The organism is Streptomyces hydrogenans (genome assembly GCF_014656075.1).
Taxonomy (GTDB): domain Bacteria; phylum Actinomycetota; class Actinomycetes; order Streptomycetales; family Streptomycetaceae; genus Streptomyces; species Streptomyces hydrogenans.
This window is the reverse complement of the sequence record NZ_BNBS01000145.1, coordinates 1-18,719: the sequence shown is the minus strand read 5'-3', so window position 1 is coordinate 18,719 and position 18,719 is coordinate 1. Positions and strand designations below refer to the sequence as shown.

The window sequence follows — 18,719 nt, the reverse complement described above, 5'->3', positions numbered from 1 at the left end:
CGACCGGCGCCGGGACGCCCGCCGCGTGCGGCGCCGGGGCCGCCGGCAGAGGAGCCTCCGACTGCCGGCCCCGCGGCGCCCGCGGGGCGAAGGACACGGGCAGCGCCGTCAGGTGCCGCGCCCAGGTGGAGGAGCGCCAGCTGAGCTGCTCCTCCGGGACCGACAGGACGATGTCGGGCAGCCGGGTGAGCAGGATGTCGATGCCGGTGTCGGCGATGATGCGGCCGACGTCCTGACCGGGGCACTCGTGACTGCCGGCGCTGAAGGACAGGTGCGCGCGGTTGTGGTGCACGGGCGCCGCCGGATCCGGGCGGACCGCCCGGTCCATGTTCCCGGCCGCCAGCCCCAGCAGCAGCATGTCGCCCGCCATGATCCGCTGTCCGCCGAGCGTGGTGTCGCCGTTGGCGTAGCGGGAGGGGCAGACCATCAGCGGCGGCTCGTCCCACAGGACCTGCTCGACGGCCTCCGGCAGCGTCATCTGGCCGCCGGCCAGCGAGCCGCGGAACCGCGGGTCGGTGACCACCATCCGCAGCACGTTCGACATCAGGTTGGCGGTCGTCTCGTACCCGGCGAGCAGGATCAGCCGCAGGTGGTGCACGACCTCCTCGTCGGTGAGCCCCGCCGGGTGGGAGAGCAGCGCGGAGGCGATGTCCATCCCGGGCTTCACGCGCTTCTCCTGGACCAGGTGTTCCAGGCTCCCGACCACGAAGGCGTTGCTCGCCAGCGAGGTCGCGGTCGCCTTGAAGAGGTCGCGCGCGGCCTCCACCAGCTTCGGCGCCTCCTCGTCGGACATGCCCAGCAGGTGGATCAGGGTGAGCATCGGCAGGTGTTCGGTGAAGCGGTCGACCAGCTCCGCCTCGCCCGCCTCGCAGAAGGTGTCGATCAGCTCGTGGGCGAAGCGGTTGATGCGGCGCCGGATCCCCCGGTGGTCGAACTGGTCGAGCGAGGCGGTGACCGCGCTGCGCAGCCGCTGGTGCTCCTCGCCGTCCGCGCAGACGCAGTCGGGACGCCAGCCGATCATGGGCATCAGCGGGGAGGTGGCGGGGTCGATCTCCCCGGTGCTCCAGCCGTGCCAGACCCGGGGGTCGCGGGAGAACTGGGTGGCGCGGGTCGCGACGTCGCGGTTCTCGTTGTAGCCGAGGACGAGCCAGGCCCGGACGTCGCCGTCGAGGAGGACGGGCGCCACCGGTCCGTGGACGGCGCGCAGTTCCTCGTACAGGCCCATGGGGTCGGTCTCGGCGGCGGGGCCGTAGAGCCGGGCCGCGCCGCCGGGTCCGGTGGCCGCGTGGGCCGGGCAGCCGGGCGGCGGGACGAGCCCCGGGTCCTGCGCGGCGTGCTCGTGGGCGGGGAGGGTCATGCGGTCTCCTGGGCGGCGAGGGTGCACAGGTAGACCATCAGCGAGAGCAGCGCGTCCCGGCAGGACGCCCGGTCGCGGGCGTCACAGGTGACCAGGGGGACGGAGTCGCTGAGGGCCAGGGCCGTGCGCAGTTCGGGTAGCGGGTACTGGGGGGCCTCGGGGAAGGTGTTGACGGCCACCACGAAGGGGACGCGGCGGTCCTCCAGGCGGGTGATGACCTCGAAGCAGACCTCGATCCTGCGGGTGTCGACGAGGACGACGGCGCCGAGCGCGCCCTCGAAGATGCCGTTCCAGAGGAACCAGAAGCGCTCCTGTCCGGGGGTGCCGAACAGGTAGAGGATCAGTTCCTCGTTGATGCTGATCCGGCCGAAGTCCATCGCCACGGTCGTGGTGTTCTTGCCGCTCACACCCGGGTTGTGGTCGATCCCGACGCCGGCCTGGGTCATGCGTTCCTCGGTGGTCAGCGGCTGGATCTCGCTCACCGCTCCGACCATCGTGGTCTTGCCCACGCCGAAGCCGCCGACGACGACCACCTTGACGCCCCTGGCGCCGTGCGGCAGCAGCAGGTCGGGCACGCGCGGCCCCGCCCTGAGCGTGTCAGAGTCTCCGTAGTCCATGGATCACCGCCTCCAAAAGGCCGCGGTCGGGGAAGGCCGCGACGGGCACGGGTGCAATCGCCTCGACGCGTTCGTCGTCGACGAGCTGGGACAGCAGCACGGTGACGACGCTGAACGGAAGGCTGAGGTAGGCCGAGACCTCGGCCACCGACAGCGGGTACGCGCACATGGTGAGGATGGACGCCTGCTCGGGTTGCATCGAGGGCTCGGGCTCGGCCCTCGTCGCGATCAGGGTGACCAGGTCGAAGGCCTTGGCCGAAGTCCCCTCGCCGCCGGTGATGACGTACAGCGGTACGGGGGTGCCCTCCTCCCAGGGCTTCGGGTTGTCCGAAGTCACATCGCCTGCCGGACGTCTTCACGCGGCGGACTGGTCATGTGCCGGCCGATCCGGGTCACGAGCGTCCGCATGCGGTCGCCGAGCAGTCCGGCGTCCACCTCCGCGTCGGCCAGGACGGCGAGGTAGGCGCCGGGGCCGGCCGCCATCAGGGAGAAGTAGCCGCCGTCGGCCTCGATGCCGACCATGTGGGTCGAGCCGTTGCCGTGCGGGAACATCTGCGCGATCGCACGGGCGAGGCTCTGGATGCCGGAGCAGGCGGCGGCGATCGCGTCGGCGGTGTCGGGCGCCGTGTTGGCCTGGCCGATGCTGAGACCGTCCGCCGAGAGGACGACCACGTGCCGTACGTGCGGAACGCCGCCCACGAGCTCGGTGAGCATCCAGTCGATGTTGGGCAGTGGCTGCATGTTATTCGACCTCATCAGACGGCTGGCTGTACGGAGTGGGGGATGCGGTGCCCGAGCGCTTGTCGCCGTTGAATGCCTCCCACATCAGCCCGGGCTGGCGGGCGGGATTGCTGGGGGCGGGCGTGGGCTCGGGGCCGGTGCGGAGGACCGGCGTGGGGACGGGCGAGTCGCGGCGGCGCTTGGGCAGGCCGTTGAGGGTCTGCCCGTCGATGAACGGCGCCGCGCCCTCGTCGAAGGAGGTGGGGAGGAGAGGGGTGGGCGGGGGCACCGGCAGCGGCGCCGGGGCCTGCGGCGGCACCGGCGGGGCGGTGCGCGACGGCAGCGGGCGGAGCGGTCCGGCCGCGCGCTTGCGCGCCGGCTCCGGGGTTCTCATCACGGGCTTCTCCACCGTGGTGATCAGGCGCCGGGGTACGAGGATCACGGCCCGTACGCCTCCGTAGGCGGAGGGACGCAGGTCGACGTCGCAGCCGTGCTCGCGGGCCAGTCGGGCCACCACCGGCAGGCCGAGCTGGGTCACCTCGCCCAGGCCGGCGAGGAAGAGGCCGGAAGCCGAGTCCGTCATGACGCGGTTGATGCGGTGCCGGACCTCCTCGGTGAGGCCGACGCCGCGGTCCTCGATCTCGATCGCGATGCCGGAGGGCACCTCGACGGCGCTCACCTCGACCGGCGAGTGCGGCGGCGAGAACGTCGTGGCGTTGTCGAGGAGTTCGGCGAGCAGGTGGATCAGCGGCTCGGCGCCGGGGCCGATCACCGCCGCCTCGGTGACGGACTGGAGCTTCACGCGGGGGTAGTCCACGATCCGCGACATGGCGCCGCGCAGCACGTCGTAGAGGGGGATGGGCTTCGACCACTGGCGTCCGGGGCGGGCGTCGCCGAGGACGGCGATGCTCGCCGCGAGGCGGCCGATGAGCGCGTTGCGGTGGTCGACGTCCTGCAGGCCGCGGGCGAGCACCAGGTCCGTGCCGTGGACCATCTGCATCTCCCGCAGGTCCTTGGCGAGCTGGTGCACGATCGCCTGGACGCGGCGGGCGACGGCCACCAGGGCGCGCTGGGAGGAGTCGCGGGTGTTCTCCTCGGCCTCGACGGCCTCCAGGAGGGTCCTGAGGGCGTCCCGCAGGGCCTCGGTGAACCCGTCGTCGAGGTGGTCGCCGAAGCGGACGGAGTTCACGATCTCCGAGGCGGGGTCGCCCTTCTGGAGCCGGGCGACGGCCGCGGGCAGCAGCTCCTCGGCCATCCACACGGTGCTGGTCCGCTGGTCGGCCAGGCGCGCGAGCATCGCGGCCTCGCTCTCCGCGTGGGCCTGCCGCGCCGCCCGCAGCGCGCCGGTGTGACGGGCCTCCTCGGCCGCCCGCGCCAGGCGTACGGTCAGCGCCGTGCTGCCGACCGTGAGGGAGACCGCCGCGAAGCCGTACCAGGCCACCGGAGTCCGTATCTGCGCAGGCGCGAAGAGCAGCCCTATGGCGAAGAGGACGGCGAGCACCCCCGGCGGGACGAGCCACACCGGAGCCGTCGCACCCGGCCTGGCTCTGGAAGTTGAACCTGCGCGAACCATCAACGGTTTCCCTAAACAGTCTGGAATAGGAAGCGGACTGAAGTGGCGCGACGTACCGACAGGAAAGAGGGGACATTCGATCGGTTGCGCACACGTGCTCGAATGGGACCGCTGTCGGGTTCCTTCGCCCACGCGTCGATGCCCTCGTCTCCTCGCGGCCGTGCTCCGTCGGCGCCCGCTCCCAGCGTTCATGACTCGCTGTGAGCGAGGCGCAACACATCTGCGGAGCATAGTCAGTTCGGGATTGGCGTGTGACCTCGATGGAAGGAAGGGTTCTATCAGTCAATCCAGCTCCATAAGGGAACAGGAATGCGTATCGAAAATGACAACAACTGATCAGCGCCCGTACTTTTTACCGGTCATTCCGAAACGCGCCGAGGGCCCGGACTCCCGTACGGGGAGCCCGGGCCCTCGGCCCGCGCCGGGGGCGCGCTCCGGCCCTCGCGGAGCGGCGCCCGCGTCCTACCCGTCCCGCTCGCCCTCGCCCGTCGCCGTCGTCAGTGCCGCCGCCGGATCCCGGTCCGCCGGACCCACGGGCGTCCACACGCCCCCCTCGTGACGGTACGGCCACCACCGGCCGTCCTCGCCGAGGCGCAGCTCCGCCTCCGCGCCCGCCACCGTCCAGCGCGCCCCGGAGCGGCTCAGCTCCGGGCCCTCGCCGTCCTCCCACGCCTCGGCGAGCCGCGCCGCCGCCCGGGCCAGGGCCGCCTCGTCCGGGGTCCAGGACTCCTCCAGCACCGCGAGGGCCGGCGCCCCGGCCCACCGCCACGCGCGCGTGGCCAGGTCCAGACCCGCCCGGGACCGGCCGGTCCGCGCGGCGAGCCGACCGGCGACCCACGCCGGAGGCCGGCCGCCCGCGAGCCGCACCGCGTCCTCGGCGACCGTCAGGCCCGTCGCGGCGACGCCCGGAGGGGTCGGCCGGGCGGCCAGCAGCTCGGTGAGCAGCCGGTGGGCGCGGGCCGCGGTGTCCGCCGCCAGGAACTCCAGGGCGGCGGGCTCCACCCCGGGCTCCGGATCCGTCTCCGTGTCCAGCGACGGCGGTTCCCCGGGCACCGCCTCCGGCACCGGCACGTCGGGCAGCGGCGGCAGGATGTCCCGCAGCGCGCACGCCTCGGCGGCCGACACCCCGGCCGGAGCGCTTCCGGTCCCGGCGTCCCGCGGCGCGCCCGCCCCGGCGCCGCCCGCGCGGGCGGCGCTGCGGGCCTGGAGCGCGTCCACGACGGCCCGCTGCCCCCGTCCCCGCAGGAGGAGCAGCGCGAAGGGGTCCTCGTCCAGGATCCGCGCCATCTGGTGGCAGAGCGCCGCCGTGTGCGGGCAGTGGTCCCACGCCTCGCAGGCGCACTCCGGTTCCAGGTCGCCGACGCCCGGCAGCAGTTCGACGCCGACCCCGGCCGCGTCCTCCACCAGGTGCGGCGGCATCTCGTGGTCGAGCAGCGCGGCGATGTGCCCGGCGCTGTCGACGGCGAGGTCGAGCAGCCGGTCCCACTCCTCGTCGGTGAGGACGCGCACCAGCACGTCGCCGCGGTACGCGCCGCCGTCGGGATCCCGTACGACCGCGGTGATCCGCCCGGGCCGCACCGACACGGCGCCGACGGCTCCGGCCCGCGCGTGCCGCCGGCCGGCCTTCACCTGCTGCGCGTCGAGCGCCGAGTCGTCGAGCGCCTTGAGCCACGCCTGGCCCCACCAGGTGCGGGTGAAGGCCCCGCCCCGCACCGGCGGCGGCGCCGCGAAGGTCAGTTCCTCGGACTCCCGGTCCGTCCCGTACCCGCTCATCGTCCGTCCCCGTTCCCGTGCCGGTCGTCGTCCCCGCGCAGCCGCACCAGCTCCGCCAGTTCGGCGTCGGTCAGTTCGGTCAGCTCCGCCGGCGTGTCGCCCGAGCCGCCGAGCACCGCGTCGGCCAGCTCCCGCTTGCGGTCGAGCAGGGCCGCGATCCGGTCCTCGACCGTGCCCTCCGCGATGATCCGGTGCACCTGCACCGGCCGGGTCTGCCCGATCCGGTAGGCCCGGTCGGTGGCCTGCGCCTCCACGGCCGGGTTCCACCAGCGGTCGTAGTGCACCACGTGCTCGGCGCGGGTGAGGTTGAGGCCCGTCCCGGCCGCCTTCAGCGACAGCAGGAAGACCGGCACCTCACCGGCCTGGAAGCGGGCGACCATCGCCTCCCGCGCGGCGACCGGGGTGCCGCCGTGCAGGAACTGCGTCGCCACCCCGCGCTCGGCGAGGTGCGCCTCCAGCAGCCGGGCCATGCCCACGTACTGGGTGAAGACCAGGGTGCTCGCCTCCTCGGCCAGGATCGTGTCGAGGAGTTCGTCCAGGAGCTCCAGCTTCCCCGAGCGGCCGGCGATCCGCGGCCGCTCCTCCTTCAGGTACTGGGCGGGGTGGTTGCAGATCTGCTTGAGCGAGGTCAGCAGCTTCACCACCAGGCCGCGCCGCGCCATGCCCTCGGCCTCCCCGATGGCGAGCAGGTTCTCGCGCACCACCGCCTCGTAGAGCCCGGCCTGTTCCGGCGTCAGGGAGACGGCCCGGTCGGTCTCGGTCTTCGGCGGCAGCTCCGGCGCGATGCCCGGGTCGGCCTTGCGGCGGCGCAGCAGGAACGGGCGGACCAGCGCGCCGAGCCGCTCGGCCGCCGCCGGGTCCGTGCCCTCCTCGACGGCGGCCGCGTACCGGCGCCGGAAGGCCCCGAGCCCGCCGAGCAGGCCCGGGGTCGTCCAGTCGAGGATCGCCCACAGCTCGGAGAGGTTGTTCTCCACGGGCGTGCCGGACAGCGCCACGCGCGCGCGTGCGCCGATCGTCCGCAGCCGGCGGGCCGTCGCCGAGTAGGGGTTCTTCACGTGCTGGGCCTCGTCGGCCACCAGCAGCCCCCACGGGCGGGCGGCCAGCCGCTCGGCGTCGAGCCGCATGGTGCCGTAGGTGGTGAGGACGACGTCCCCGTCCGCGAGCCCGTCCAGATCGCGCGCGGTGCCGTGGAAGCGGCGCACCCGGGTGCCGGGCGCGAACCGTTCGAACTCCCGCTGCCAGTTGCCCATCAGCGAGGTGGGGCAGACGACGAGGGTGGGGCCCGCCGTGGCCGGCTCGTCCTGCCGGTAGAGGTGGAGCGCGATGACGGTGATGGTCTTGCCGAGGCCCATGTCGTCGGCGAGGCAGCCGCCGAGGCCGAGCGAGGTCATCCGGTGCAGCCAGTTCAGGCCGCGCAGCTGGTAGTCGCGCAGGGTGGCGGCGAGCCCGGCGGGCTGCGGGACCTCCCGGACCCCGCCCTCGGGGTCGGCGAGCCGCTCCCGGAGCCGCTCCAGGGCGCCGGTCGCGACCACCTCGACCGGACGCCCGTCGACGTCCGCGCTGCCGGTGAGGACGGCCGCGAGCGCGTCCACCGGCGTCACCTTGCGGTCCTGCCGCTCCCGGGCCCGCAGCACCTCCGCCGGGTCGATCAGCACCCACCGGTCGCGGAGCCGGACGAGCGGGCGTCCGGCCTCGGCGAGCCGGTCCAGCTCGGCCCGGGTCAGCTCCTGGTCGCCCACGGAGAAGCGCCAGTTGAAGGCGAGCAGCGCGTCGGCGGAGAGGAAGGACGGCACCCCGCCGCCGCCGGAACCGACGGGTACGGACCCGGCCGCCCCGGGCTCCTCGACCGGCCCGTGCTCCGCCTCGGCCCCGGGCTCCTCGACCGGCCCGATCACCGCGCGCGTGGTGAACCGGTCCGCCAGCTCGCGCGGCCAGTGCACCCGCATGCCGGTCGCGGCGAGCGCGCGCGACGCGGGGCCCAGCAGCTCGACGATCTCCTCGTCGGCCAACTCCATCGCGTCCGGCACGGCCGCCGTCAGCAGCGGGGCGAGCGGCTGCCGGGCGCGGGCGGCCCGCCGCAGCGCCAGCAGGGCGTCCATCCGCGCGCGCGGCACGAGGGCGGCCGCCGCGGGGCCGGCGCCCGACCAGGCGTCGGCCGCGTCCACGACCAGTGCCGGATCGGCGGCGGAATGCAGCTGGAGCACGGCGCGGAAGGCCGGTGCCTCCGCGGCGGAGGCACCGGTGCCCGCGAGCTCCAGGCGGAGCGACAGCCGTACGCCCGCGTCGTGACCGGCCGCCAGATCGGCCGCCCACGCCCGCTGTTCGGGAACGGCCTGCGGCTCCTCGGCGGCGAACGCCTGGCCGCCGGCGGCGAGCGCGGCGGCGGGGGTGCGGGGAAGGGTGTCGGCGACCGCGTCCAGGAAGGCCCGCAGCAGTGTCTCGGGCTCAGGCAGCAGCGGGTCCTCCGCCTCCTCGTCGCCCCGCGCCGGGTCCAGCGGCACGGCGTGCGCCGTCGGAGGCATCGAGGCGGCCAGGGTCCTCAGCCGGTCCAGCTCCTCGGGCCCCAACGGCCCCGCCCGCCAGGCGTCGTGACCGCCGGCCGTCACGCCGGGCAGCAGCAGCCCGCGCGCCGCGAGGTCCAGCCCCAGGAGCGCGGCACCGCCCCAGAAGGCGGTGGCCGGGTCGGCGTCGCCGGCGAGCCGGGCGCGGGCGAGGAAGGGCAGGGCGTCCCGTACGGACAGGGAGAGCGCCGGGACGGAGACGGTCCGGAGGTCGGCGGCGTCGACGACGATGAGTTCGTCGGGTGCGGCTCCGGCCGGTCCGGGCGAGGGAAGGGGCTCGTCCTCGGGGGACCAGAGGTAGATCCGGCCGGTGCGCGGCGGGTCGGCGGGCAGGAAGACGGCAGCGGGTGCGGCGGAGGGGCGAGAGGATCCGGGCGACGACGTCAACACATTCCTCAAATTTGACTAGCTGCGAGGGAACGGCCGACCTTACCCCACCGGCAGGCCGGAACGCGCCCATCCGCGCGTGACGCCCGACACATGTGCGCCCGTCCGGCCCGGGGGGTGGGGAACACCCCACCCCCCGGCCCCGGCCCGCCCCCGCCCCCGGCCGGGTGGTGACGCCATGGCTCCGGGCCGTCACGGATTCGTACGGTGAAGACCGCCACCGCCCCCTCGGCGCGGACGGCAGCCGTCCCCACCTCACAGAAGCCGGAGCCCTCCCATGCCCCAGGCCACCGCCCTCGCCCCCGCCCCGGCGCCCGCCGCCCGGACGCGGGGCGGCGGCAGCGAGTTCTCCCCGCTCCTGCGCCTGGTGAAGGGCCAGGGCCTGCTCGACCACCGGCCCGGCTGGTACGCCCGGGACATCGCCGTCACCCTCCTGGGCCTCGTCGCCGTGGCCGCCGTCCTGCTCCTCGCCGGCCCGACCTGGTGGTCCGTCCTCCTCGCCGTGCCCCTCGCGCTGCTCTCCGCCCGTGCCGCCTTCACCGCCCACGACGCCGGCCACGCCCAGATCACCCGGGACCGCCGGGCCGGCCGGGCGATCCAGCTCGTCCACGCCAACCTCCTCCTCGGCATGAGCCGGGAGTGGTGGAACGACAAGCACAACCGCCACCACGCGAACCCCAACCACCTCGACAAGGACCCGGACGTCGCCGCCGACGTCCTCGTCTTCGCCGAGCACCAGACCGCCGGCCGCACCGGTCTGCGCGGCTTCCTCACCCGCCACCAGGCCCTGCTCTTCTTCCCGCTCACCACCCTGGAGGGCCTCGCGCTCAAGCTGTACGGCGTCCGCGCCCTGCTCGCGAAGGACGGCCCCTACCGCACCCGCGGCGAGCGCCTCACCGAAGGCGCCCTGCTCCTCCTCCACTTCGCCGGATACGCGACGCTCCTCCTCGCCGCCCTCACGCCCGCCCAGGCCCTGGTCCTCGCGCTCGTCCACCAGATGTTGTTCGGCGTCCACCTCGGCCTGGCCTTCGCCCCCAACCACAAGGGCATGGAGCGGCCCGACGAGCACGAGGACTCCGACAGCTGGGGCCACCTGCGCCGCCAGGTCCTGACCTCCCGCAACATCCGGGGCGGCGCCCTCACCGACTGGTTCCTCGGCGGCCTCAACTACCAGGTCGAGCACCACCTCTTCCCTTCCATGCCCCGCCCGCACCTGCGGCTCGCCCAGCCCGCCGTCCGCGCCCACTGCCGGGCCCTGGGCATCCCGTACACGGAGACCGGTTTCGTCGACTCCTACCGGCAGGCGCTCGGCCACCTCCACGAGGTCGGCGCCCCCCTCCGCGAGGAGCACGCGGGACGCCCGGAGTAGGGTCGAACGCGCATCCGGTCATCGACGAGCACCAGGGGGGTCTCCCACATGAGCGACGGCACCGTCACCACCGTCAGCAGCAACGGCACCTACTCCTTCACCAAGCCCAACCGCGAGGCCATCACGCTCCTCGCCGGGCTCGGCGTGGAGGGCGACGTCCACGCCGGCGTCACGGTGAAGCACCGCTCGCGGGTCGCCCAGGACCCCACCCAGCCGAACCTCCGGCAGGTCCACCTCATCCACGGCGAACTCTTCGACGAGGTCGCCGGAGCCGGCTTCGAGGTGAACCCCGGCGACCTCGGCGAGAACGTCACCACCCACGGCATCGACCTGCTCGCCCTGCCCACCGGCGCCCGCCTCCACCTCGGCGCGGAGGCCGTCGTCGAGGTCACCGGGCTGCGCAACCCGTGCGCCCAGATCGACAACTTCCGCCACGGCCTGCTCAAGCAGGTGGTCGGCCGCGACGCCGACGGCGAGCTCGTCCGCAAGGCCGGGATCATGGGCATCGTGCTGACCGGCGGCGAGGTCAGGCCCGGCGACCCGATCCGGGTCGAAGTGCCGGCCGGCCCGCACCGCCCGCTGGAGCGCGTCTGAGCCTCCGGCCGCGCGGACCCTGAGCCCCTCCTCAGGAGGGGCCCACGGCTAGGTGGGGCGTACGGCGATCGCGTCGAGCCCTTCGAGCAGTGCGGGCAGCTGCGGGCCGCGGGTGACCGGGAGCACCTCGCGCGGCAGGTCGTCGAGGAGGACGAAGGCCATGTCGTCGGTGCGGGCCACCAGCGACCAGCCGGGGCCGTCCGCGCGGATCGTCCGCGCGCCCTCGCCGGCGAAGCCGGATCGCACCCGGCCGGCCGGTGGCGGCTCCTCCAGATAACCGCGCAGCTCCTCCAGGGCGCGGCGCACGCCGGTGTACGGATCCTGCGCGGTGGTCGGCGCGGCGGCGGGCCGCTCCTGGGCGGGCCCGGGGGCGATCCGGTCCCGCCACTCGTTCCAGTGCAGGGCCACCTCGTCGGCACCGAGCCGGCGCTGCGCGGGGCCCCAGACGTCCCCGGTGGGCGGGGTCAGCGGAGCGGGGTCGCCCTCCTCGGGCTCGGGGTCGTGCGGGTCGGGGACCCCGGGCGCCTTGGTGGCGACCGGCAGCGGCCAGCCGGGCAGCCCGGCGACCACGGACGACTCGTCGGGGGAGAGGTCGTAGGCCATGCCGCAGTCCCAGGAGGCGATCGCCACCGCGACCAGCGACACGTCGTCGATGACGACCGTCCAGCGCGCGCCGAGCCCGTCCTGGCCGAAGAGGAGCCCGTACCCCTCCTCGTACGGCGCGAGGCCGAGGGCCGCGCAGGCCGCCGGGTAGTCGTCGCCGAGCACGCTCGGGAAGCGCGCGGGCGTCAGCAGGCACGCGGTCAGGACGTACAGCGAGTCGTCCCCGGCCGCCGGTTCCGTAGCCGCCACGGCATCCTCCCCATCTCGCTCCCCAACGGATCGTCGGCGCACCTTAACCAGTGAGTAACCCGCGCGTCGAGGGTCCTCGGAGTGTGAGACTCAGCGCCCCTTGACCCCGAGCAGGGAGCGGGCGACGGTCTCGGGGGTCTGGTTCCGCTCCCGGGCGAGGGTGAGCAGGGCGCGGCAGGCCAGCTCGTTGACGCCGAAGGCGAGCTGGCCGGGGGAGACCCAGGTCACGGCCTCCTCCTGCCGTTCCTGGTCGTCCTCGGCGCAGGCGGCCACGTAGACCGCCGCCGCCTCGAAGAGGTTGTGGCCCTGGCGTCCGCCACGGGCCGGGGGTGGGGCCGCCTCGCTCCCGGACGAGCGTCGGGCGGAGGGGAGGAGCTTGCGCATGCGTTCCGCTATCCGTGCCACGGCCGGCCGCCTTTCCCCGGGCACGACTGCCCGGCACTCCCACGGTAGACAGTGAAGTGCCGGGGCAGAAGGGGGCGTTGGGAGCGGTCCCGGCCACCGCTAGCGGCGGGCGCGCGTCCCGGAGCCGTACCCGGGGTCGGTGCCGGGGTCGTGTCCGGCGTCGGGGTGTCCGGCGGCGCGGGTGAAGACGGCCGTCAGGGTGTGGCCGGTCTCCTCGAAGGAGACGGCGGTCTCGCCCCTGGCGCTCTCCTCGTCACCGCCGTACGGTTCGCCGTCGAGCAGCCAGTCGGTGAAGACGTACCCGGGGGCGGGCACGGCCGTCGCGGTCACCGTGTCGCCGTCGGAGTACGGGCCGTCCTGCGAGAGCTCCACGCTGCCGTGGCCCCGCTGCTCGACCCGCAGTTCGTGGCGCCGCTCCTCGAAGAGGGCGGTGAGCTCCATGTCGTCCTGGCCGACGGTGAGGGCGAGGCTGTCGTCGTCACCGGCGTGCGAGCCGTCGAGGCGCCAGCCCGCGAAGTCCCAGCCGGCGGCCGGCACGGCCTCGTACAACAGGTCGGCGCCCTCGGCCTCGGCCCGCTTGGCGGGGGCCTTCTTGACCGTGCCCTTGCCGCTGGTCGTCGTGCTCACCTTGGAGGTCGGCGTGGTGCCCTTCTTGAAGGCGGCGACGAGGGTGTGGTCGCCCGCCGGGACCCGGAAGCCGGAGGCGCCGCCCTTGGCCGCCCTGCCGTCCAGCGTCCAGCCGCTGAAGACGTAGCCCTTCGCCGCCGTCGCCGTGTGGCTCGACAGGGTGCCCTGGGGGTACGGCCCGGGCTGCGCGGCCTTGACGGTCCCGGAGCCCTTCGGGGTGACCGAGGAGGTGACGGAGCACAGGGCGTCGGAGGTCTTGGCCGACCGGTAGGCGGCGACGGCCCTGCCGGTGGTGCCGAGCACGTCGGCGGTGTCGGCCGAGTCCGGTTTGTTCAGCGGGACGCCGAGGCGCTCGCCCCGGTAGGTCTGGGCGGCGTTGGCGAAGCGGTTGATGCGGGTGCAGACGCCCTTGGTCGCCTTGCGGCAGCTGGACTCGTACGCCATCACGGTCGACCAGTCGCCCTTGGCCGGGAAGTAGCCGGTGGCGCCGTTCTCGGGCTGGACCGGCTGGGTCACGCGGTCGTGGTCGGCGCTCATGTTGTGGCCGATCTCGTGGCCCATGGAGTAGTTGGCGACGGCGGCCCGGCCGACGACGTTGTAGCCCCAGGGCGCGGTGGCCGGGCCCGGATCGGGCGGGGTGTAGCCGAGACCGCCGGCCAGCCGGCCCGCGGCGAGGACGGAGACGACGTCGGCCCCGTACTGGTCCCGCTGGGTGGCGAGGGTGTCCGCGACGCCGTCCGAGGGGATCGCGACCGCGCTGAGGAGCTTGTTGGTGACGCCGTCGAGGGAGGCCGGCACGGAGACGAGAGCGGTGCCGACGAGCCGCAGCCTGACCTTGGTGCCGCTGGCCGAGAAGGCGTCGTTGCCGAGGGCGATGCCCTGGGCCGCGAGCGCCTTGATCTGGGCGTCGCCGCCGGCCTCGGTACGGGCCCCGGGCGTGTAGCCCACCAGCACGTCGATCAGGGCGTAGCCCTTGCCGCCCTTGCAGGCGGCGGCCCTGGAGGCGGGGGTGTCCCGAAGGGTCGGGCCGGCGTCGGTCGGTGCGCCGGTGCCGGTCCGCGCGGTGGCGGGCGCGGCGGCCGGGGCTTCGGTGGGCCGGGGCTCGTCCTCGTCGGTCAGCGGGGTGCCCTGGGTGACGAGGACGCGGCCCGGGCCGACCGGGCGGATCGCGTACAGGTCGCCGCCCAGCATGAACTGCCCGCTGAGGATCTCGTTGCCGGGCGTCCTGTCGCAGCCGCCGTCGAGGGTGAGGACCACGTTCTGGTCGAGGGCGCCGGCCACCCGGCCGTGCCAGACCAGGGTGGAGCCGACCGTGCTCCGGGTGGCCTCCACCGCCTGGACGACCACGTCCCCGAAGAGCGGGAAGGTCGCCTCGCGGCCGTGGCCGGTGCCGCAGACGGGTGCCAGGGCGGCCGGCAGGACCCGCGCGATCCGGCCACGGACGAACTCCGCGCCGAAGGACTCGCCCGCGTCGCCGCCGGCCGGTCCGGTGCGGGTCATGTGGGTCGCCTTGTTCGTCACGCGTGCGCCGGTGTCGGGGCTGAAGGCCCCCGCCGCCACGACGGCGCGCTCCGCGCGCTCCCGGGCGGCCGCCCCGGATCCGTCGCCGCTGCCCGGCGGCGCGAATCCGGTGACGGCGGTGACGCCCAGAGCCATGGCTCCGAGGGCCGCGCCGCCCCTCCATCTGTAGCGGGCCATCTCTTCCTCCTGTTTCCCCGGGGCGGCCGCGTCGTCGGCGGCTCGCCGGGTTCACCTGCAGAAACGAGAAGGAGGGTTCCTCGATCGGATCGGGTGATCACCTGATCGTCGGGAGAATCACCCGGCCCGACGGGGTGTCCGGGGAGGGTGTGCTCCGCATGGCCGTGCGCGGGTCCGGGCGCCGGACGTCAGCCTTCCCGTACGGCCAGGGCGAGGAAGCGGGCGTCCTCGTCCACATAGGTGTCGAGCCGCCAGCCGGCCTCGGCGAGGACGCGGCGCAGCCGGGGCTCGGCGCGGAGGTCGTCCGGGGTGATCTGCCGTCCGTGCCGGGCCGCGAGCGCCGCGCGGCCGATGGGGTGGAAGAGCGCGAGCCGTCCGCCGGGGCGTACGACGCGGGCGAGTTCGCGCAGGTCGGCGACCGGATCGGCCAGGTGGGAGACGAGTCCGGCGCCGAAGACCGCGTCGAGCCCGCCGTCGCGCAGCGGCAGGCCGCCGACGTCGGCGAGGAGCAGGGCCGTGGCGCCCTCCGGGCCGAGCCGCCCGGCCCGTACGGCCTCGGCCAGCATCTCGGGGGTGAGGTCGGCGCCGATCACCGTCCCCGACGCGCCCACGGCGGTGCGCAGCGGGGGCAGCGCGCGGCCGGTGCCGCAGCCCGCGTCGAGCACGGAGTCGCCCGGGGACAGTCCGATCTCGGCCACGGCGGCGGCGTACGCGGGGCCGTCGTCGGGGAAACGGCTGTCCCAGTCGGCCGCGCGGGTGGCGAAGAACGCTCGGACATCTGTGGGGTCATCGCTCATGCGCTCATGATCGCCCACTCACCGGGGTGAACGTTCTGTGTGCACGTTCGAGCCTCGCGCGATCGATCTGAAACTTCTCTCCGTCATATTCCAGCAGCTTTCGAAATGCGCCCCCGGTGCGCCCCCACGTGCGCACTAGCGTCCCCAGGTCATGGGACACCTGGACCACGCCACCTTCGGCTGGCTGACACCTGTGCTGTCGTACGCGATGGCCTGCATCGGCGCCGCCCTCGGGCTGCGCTGCACCGTCCGCGCGCTCGACGCGACCGGCCGTTCACGACGGAACTGGCTGCTCACCGCCGCCTCCTCGATCGGCACCGGCATCTGGACCATGCACTTCGTGGCGATGCTCGGCTTCGGCGTCACCGGCACCGACATCCGCTACGACGTGCCGCTCACCATCCTCAGCCTCGTCATCGCCATGGGCGTCGTCGGGGTCGGCGTGTTCGCCGTCGGCTATGGAAGCGACCGCGTGCGATCACTTCTGATCGGCGGACTGACGACCGGCATCGGCGTCGCGAGCATGCACTACATGGGCATGGCGGCCCTCCGCCTGCACGGCACCGTCCACTACGACCCGGTGCTCGTCGCCCTCTCGGTCCTCATCGCGGTCGTCGCGGCCACCGCCGCCCTCTGGGCCGCCCTCCACATCCACGCCCCGATCGCGGTCGCGCTCGCCTCGCTCGTCATGGGAGCCGCCGTCAGCAGCATGCACTACACGGGCATGTTCGCCGTGGCCGTGGAGGTCGAGCCCTCGTCCGCGGACCTCCCCGGTGCCACCGTCATGCAGTTCATCTTCCCGCTCGCCGTCGGCCTCGGCTCCTACCTCTTCATCACCTCCGCCTTCGTGGCCCTCTCCCCGACGGCCAAGGAGCGGGCCGCCTACGCCTCCGCCGAACGCCTCACCGAACCGGACGAGCGCGCGGTCGACGTGGCCCCGCCCGGCTTCCGCGCCGGCCGCGACCCGCTGCGGACCCCCACTCCCTGACCGATTCCCCTCGCACGCGCGCGCGTGCACCGCCTTCGCACCCAGCCGGACACCGCCGGAACGAGGAGCCCATGCGCACTTCCCGCAAGAACCAGGACGCCGCGGCGCCCGCGCCTCCGGCGACCGCACGCGGGCGGCGCGCACACGCCGGGCCGCCCGCCGACGAACCCGAACCCCGCGCCGCCGGCACGGAGCCCGACGGTCGGGCGACCGGAGAGGGGGAGGACCCGGCCGGATCCGCGCCCGCCGCCGGACCCGATTCCACGGCCGCCCCCGACCTCACGTCCGCGCCCGGTACCGCTCCCCTCCACGGAACCGTCCACGCTCCCGCCGCGGAGACCCGGCGGCGCGGACTGCGGCCCCGTACCGTGCGGGCGAAGATCGTCTCGCTCCTCATGGTCCCGGTCGTCTCGCTCCTCGCCCTCTGGGGCTTCGCCACCGTCACGACCGCCCAGGACATGGCCCGGATCCGCCAGCTCCAGCGCGTCGACGCCGACATCCGGCAACCGGTGTCGGCCGTCCTCACCGCGCTCCAGGACGAACGCCGGGCCGCCGTACGGCAGATCGCCGCCCCGGGCGCGGGCCGCGCCGCCGAGCTCAAGGACCGGATCCGCCGCACCGACGAGGCCGTCGACCGGCTCCTCCTCGACGGCGGCCACACCGTCGGCGACTCCGGCGACCTGCCCGCCGACGTCGCCGAGCGCGTCGGCGCCTTCGTCGGCGAGGTCCGCGGCCTCGCCCGCCTCCGGACCGCCGCCGCCGACGGACGCGGCGACTGGGACCGGGTGTACGACGCGTACACCACCGCCGTCTCGTCCGGCTTCGCCGTCGGCGGCGCCCTCAGCGGCATCCAGGACACCGGGCAGGGGTCCCGCGCGCGCGTGCTCCTCGAACTCGCCCGGGCCGGCGAGATGCTCTCCCGCGAGGACGCCCTCCTCGGCTCCGCCCACCTCACCGGCCGGCTGACCGCCGACCACCAGCGCGCCTTCACCGGCGCCGCAGAGACCCGGCGGACCCTCCTCGCCTCGGCCACCGCCGACCTCCCGCCGGCCGGCCGGTCCGCCTGGTCCCGGCTCGCCGACGGCGCCGACCACGCCCGCCTCACCGGGGCCGAGGACCGCGTCGCGAGCGCCGCCGACGGCCGCCCCGCCGCCCAGGCCGCGCCCTCCGCCGACTGGGACCCCGCCCTCGCCGCCGTACGCACCGGTCTCGCCGCCGTCGAGGACGACGCCCGCGCCGCCTCCGCCGACGACACCGGACCCTTCGCGGGCGGCATCCTCAGCCCCGCCGGCGCGGCCGTCGTCCTCGGCCTCGTCGCCGTCGCCGCCTCCCTCGTCATCTCCGTGCGCATCGGCCGCGGTCTCGTCGTCGAGCTGGTCAGCCTCCGCAACACCGCCCTCGGCATCGCCCGCCGCAAACTCCCCGCCGCCATGGGCCGGCTGCGCGCCGGAGAGGAGATCGACGTCCTGGCCGAGGCCCCGCCGGGCCCCTCCGCCCAGGACGAGATCGGCCAGGTCGGCGAAGCCCTCACCACCGTCCACCGGGCCGCGCTCTCCGCGGCCGTCGAACGCGCCGAACTGGCCAGCGGCATCTCCGGCGTCTTCGTCAACCTCGCCCGCCGCAGCCAGGTCCTCGTGCACCGCCAGCTCAACCTCCTGGACAGCATGGAGCGGCGCGCCGACGACCCCGGCGAACTCGGCGACCTCTTCCGCCTCGACCACCTCACCACCCGCATGCGACGCCACGCCGAGAGCCTGATCATCCTGTCCGGCGCCGCCCCCGGCCGCGCCTGGCGGATGCCGGTGCCGCTGACCAACGTCGTCCGCGCCGCCGTCTCCGAGATCGAGGACTACGCGCGCGTGGAGGTGCGCCGGCTCCCCGAGACCGCCGTCGCGGGCGGCGCCGTCGCCGACCTCACCCACCTGCTCGCCGAACTCATCGAGAACGCCGCCCAGTTCTCCCCGCCGCACACCAAGGTCCGGGTCAGCGGCGAACCCGTCGGCAACGGCTACGCCCTGGAGATCGAGGACCGGGGCCTCGGCATGGGCAAGGAGTCCCTCGCCGAGGCCAACGCCCGCATCGACCGGTCCGAGGCCCTCGACCTCTTCGACAGCGACCGCCTCGGACTCTTCGTCGTCAGCCGCCTCTCCACCCGGCACGCCATCAAGGTGCACCTGCGGCCGTCCCCGTACGGCGGCACCACCGCCGTCGTCCTGCTCCCCACGGACCTCCTCCAGGGCGCCCCGTCCGCCGGTCACGGCACCGCCGCCGACCCCCTGGACGCCGGAACCGCCGCGCCGTCGGCCGCCGTCCCCCGGAGCGAGGAACGGGCCGCCCGGGAGCGCGAGGAGGCCCACCGCGCGGAGGCCCGCCGCTTCGGCCGCCCCGCGCCCGAACCACA

15 protein-coding genes are annotated in these 18,719 nt (G+C 74.8%); 4 read left to right on the top strand and 11 right to left on the bottom strand.

The features are described 5' to 3' along the window. From IE321_RS36090 to IE321_RS36060, 7 genes are all read right to left on the bottom strand, one after another. On the bottom strand, window positions 1-1,357 hold a 1,357-nt coding region (locus IE321_RS36090; RefSeq protein ID WP_190226023.1), incomplete at its 3' end, for a cytochrome P450. Then, window positions 1,354-1,974: a GTP-binding protein gene (locus tag IE321_RS36085; protein ID WP_043225794.1), complete on the bottom strand. Its 621-nt coding sequence runs from the start codon at window positions 1,972-1,974 to the stop codon at window positions 1,354-1,356. The genes IE321_RS36085 and IE321_RS36090, both read right to left, overlap by 4 nt. Beyond that, the gene (locus IE321_RS36080; RefSeq protein ID WP_043225795.1) at window positions 1,955-2,311 is read right to left on the bottom strand and encodes a DUF742 domain-containing protein; all 357 of its coding nucleotides are present in this window, start codon (window positions 2,309-2,311) and stop codon (window positions 1,955-1,957) included. The genes IE321_RS36085 and IE321_RS36080 overlap by 20 nt, the downstream gene beginning before the upstream one ends. Continuing rightward, window positions 2,308-2,715 carry a roadblock/LC7 domain-containing protein gene (locus IE321_RS36075; protein ID WP_043225797.1) on the bottom strand — a complete coding sequence of 136 codons (408 nt, stop codon included), beginning with the start codon at window positions 2,713-2,715 and terminating at the stop codon, window positions 2,308-2,310. The genes IE321_RS36080 and IE321_RS36075 overlap by 4 nt, the downstream gene beginning before the upstream one ends. Window position 2,716: 1 nt before the next feature. Next, window positions 2,717-4,216, bottom strand: coding sequence for an ATP-binding protein (locus IE321_RS36070; protein WP_051842284.1), 1,500 nt, complete (start codon window positions 4,214-4,216; stop codon window positions 2,717-2,719). 513 nt (window positions 4,217-4,729) lie between these two features. After that, entirely contained in the window at window positions 4,730-6,040 is a 1,311-nt protein-coding gene (locus IE321_RS36065; RefSeq protein ID WP_190226022.1) for an SWIM zinc finger family protein, read from the bottom strand. Further along, window positions 6,037-8,988 carry an SCO1167/SCO6262 family helicase gene (locus tag IE321_RS36060; protein WP_229916700.1) on the bottom strand — a complete coding sequence of 984 codons (2,952 nt, stop codon included), beginning with the start codon at window positions 8,986-8,988 and terminating at the stop codon, window positions 6,037-6,039. The genes IE321_RS36065 and IE321_RS36060 overlap by 4 nt, the downstream gene beginning before the upstream one ends. Before the next feature lie 277 nt (window positions 8,989-9,265). Here IE321_RS36060 and IE321_RS36055 point away from each other — a divergent pair, with 277 nt between their 5' ends. Both IE321_RS36055 and IE321_RS36050 read left to right on the top strand, forming a co-directional pair. Further along, window positions 9,266-10,357, top strand: a complete 1,092-nt coding sequence (locus IE321_RS36055; protein ID WP_190226020.1) for an acyl-CoA desaturase — start codon at window positions 9,266-9,268, stop codon at window positions 10,355-10,357. A 48-nt stretch (window positions 10,358-10,405) separates the two neighbouring features. After that, window positions 10,406-10,951 carry an MOSC domain-containing protein gene (locus IE321_RS36050; protein WP_043232382.1) on the top strand — a complete coding sequence of 182 codons (546 nt, stop codon included), beginning with the start codon at window positions 10,406-10,408 and terminating at the stop codon, window positions 10,949-10,951. A gap of 48 nt (window positions 10,952-10,999) precedes the next feature. Here the strand turns inward: IE321_RS36050 and IE321_RS36045 are convergent, their stop codons facing one another. The 4 genes from IE321_RS36045 to IE321_RS36030 all read right to left on the bottom strand — a co-directional run bounded on the left by IE321_RS36045 (window position 11,000) and on the right by IE321_RS36030 (window position 15,330). Continuing rightward, the gene (locus IE321_RS36045; protein ID WP_190226019.1) at window positions 11,000-11,803 is read right to left on the bottom strand and encodes a hypothetical protein; all 804 of its coding nucleotides are present in this window, start codon (window positions 11,801-11,803) and stop codon (window positions 11,000-11,002) included. 90 nt (window positions 11,804-11,893) lie between these two features. Continuing rightward, on the bottom strand, window positions 11,894-12,187 hold the full coding sequence (locus tag IE321_RS36040) for a hypothetical protein (RefSeq protein ID WP_107063418.1): 294 nt from the start codon (window positions 12,185-12,187) through the stop codon (window positions 11,894-11,896). A 120-nt stretch (window positions 12,188-12,307) separates the two neighbouring features. Further along, a complete protein-coding gene (locus IE321_RS42945) occupies window positions 12,308-14,533 on the bottom strand; it encodes an InlB B-repeat-containing protein (protein WP_190226018.1) in 2,226 nt (741 codons plus the stop codon). Between the two features lie 188 nt (window positions 14,534-14,721). Then, a complete protein-coding gene (locus IE321_RS36030) occupies window positions 14,722-15,330 on the bottom strand; it encodes a class I SAM-dependent methyltransferase (protein WP_190226017.1) in 609 nt (202 codons plus the stop codon). Window positions 15,331-15,481: 151 nt separating this feature from the next. On the opposite strand from IE321_RS36030, the gene IE321_RS36025 reads away from it, so the two are divergent. Next, complete coding sequence (locus tag IE321_RS36025; protein ID WP_190226016.1) at window positions 15,482-16,318, top strand: MHYT domain-containing protein; 837 nt, start codon at window positions 15,482-15,484, stop codon at window positions 16,316-16,318. A gap of 71 nt (window positions 16,319-16,389) precedes the next feature. Then, on the top strand, window positions 16,390-18,719 hold a 2,330-nt coding region (locus IE321_RS36020), incomplete at its 3' end, for a sensor histidine kinase (RefSeq protein WP_190226015.1).